The organism is Kitasatospora sp. NPDC085879, from assembly GCF_040686255.1.
Lineage (GTDB): Bacteria > Actinomycetota > Actinomycetes > Streptomycetales > Streptomycetaceae > Kitasatospora.
On record NZ_JBFBJZ010000161.1, the window covers coordinates 2,634 to 4,462 of the forward strand.

The window sequence follows — 1,829 nt, forward strand, 5'->3', positions numbered from 1 at the left end:
TGTGATGGGTAGGGGAGCGTCGTGTGCCGGGTGAAGCAGCGGAGGAATCCAGTTGTGGACGGTTCACGAGTGAGAATGCAGGCATGAGTAGCGATACAAGAGTGGGAAACTCTTGCGCCGATTGACCAAGGGTTCCTGGGTCAAGCTGATCTGCCCAGGGTAAGTCGGGACCTAAGGCGAGGCCGACAGGCGTAGTCGATGGACAACGGGTTGATATTCCCGTACCCGCTTTGAAGCGCCAACGTCGAACCAGGTGATGCTAAGGCCGTGAAGCCGGCCCGGAGTCTTCGGACGAAGGGACGTGGTGGAGCCGCCGGTCCAAGCCTGTAGTAGGTGAGCGATGGGGTGACGCAGGAAGGTAGTCCAGCCCGGGCGGTGGTAGTCCCGGGGTAAGGGTGTAGGACGAACGGTAGGCAAATCCGCCGTTCACATAGTCTGAGACCTGATGCCGAGCCGATTGTGGTGAAGTGGATGATCCTATGCTGTCGAGAAAAGCCTCTAGCGAGTTTCATGGCGGCCCGTACCCCAAACCGACTCAGGTGGTCAGGTAGAGAATACCGAGGCGTTCGGGTGAACTGTGGTTAAGGAACTCGGCAAAATGCCCCCGTAACTTCGGGAGAAGGGGGGCCAGCCCTGGTGAGGATCTTTACGGTCTGAGCTGGGGGTGGCCGCAGAGACCAGCGAGAAGCGACTGTTTACTAAAAACACAGGTCCGTGCGAAGCCGTAAGGCGATGTATACGGACTGACGCCTGCCCGGTGCTGGAACGTTAAGGGGACCGGTTAGTCCGATTTCGGTCGGGCGAAGCTGAGAACTTAAGCGCCAGTAAACGGCGGTGGTAACTATAACCATCCTAAGGTAGCGAAATTCCTTGTCGGGTAAGTTCCGACCTGCACGAATGGCGTAACGACTTCTCGACTGTCTCAACCACAGGCCCGGTGAAATTGCATTACGAGTAAAGATGCTCGTTTCGCGCAGCAGGACGGAAAGACCCCGGGACCTTTACTATAGCTTGATATTGGTGTTCGGTTCGGCTTGTGTAGGATAGGTGGGAGACTGTGAAGCGGCAACGCCAGTTGTTGTGGAGTCGACGTTGAAATACCACTCTGGTCGTGCTGGATGTCTAACCTGGGTCCGTGATCCGGATCAGGGACAGTGTCTGGTGGGTAGTTTAACTGGGGCGGTTGCCTCCTAAAGGGTAACGGAGGCGCCCAAAGGTTCCCTCAGCCTGGTTGGCAATCAGGTGTTGAGTGTAAGTGCACAAGGGAGCTTGACTGTGAGACTGACGGGTCGAGCAGGTACGAAAGTAGGGACTAGTGATCCGGCGGTGGCTTGTGGAAGCGCCGTCGCTCAACGGATAAAAGGTACCCCGGGGATAACAGGCTGATCTTCCCCAAGAGTCCATATCGACGGGATGGTTTGGCACCTCGATGTCGGCTCGTCGCATCCTGGGGCTGGAGTAGGTCCCAAGGGTTGGGCTGTTCGCCCATTAAAGCGGTACGCGAGCTGGGTTTAGAACGTCGTGAGACAGTTCGGTCCCTATCCGCTGTGCGCGTAGGAGTGTTGAGAAGGGCTGTCCCTAGTACGAGAGGACCGGGACGGACGAACCTCTGGTGTGCCAGTTGTCCTGCCAAGGGCATGGCTGGTTGGCTACGTTCGGGAGGGATAACCGCTGAAAGCATCTAAGCGGGAAGCCTGCTTCGAGATGAGCACTCCCACCTCCTTGAGAGGGTAAGGCTCCCAGTAGACGACTGGGTTGATAGGCCGGATATGGAAGCCCAGTAATGGGTGGAGTTGACCGGTACTAATAGGCCGAGGGCTTGTCCTCAG

Annotated in this window: 1 rRNA gene (only partly in view); it reads left to right on the top strand. The window is 57.2% G+C overall.

The annotated features are described in order from the left end of the window. A 23S ribosomal RNA gene (locus AB0P35_RS41560) occupies positions 1-1,827 on the top strand (it extends 837 nt beyond the left edge of the window). Positions 1,828-1,829 lie beyond the last annotated feature (2 nt).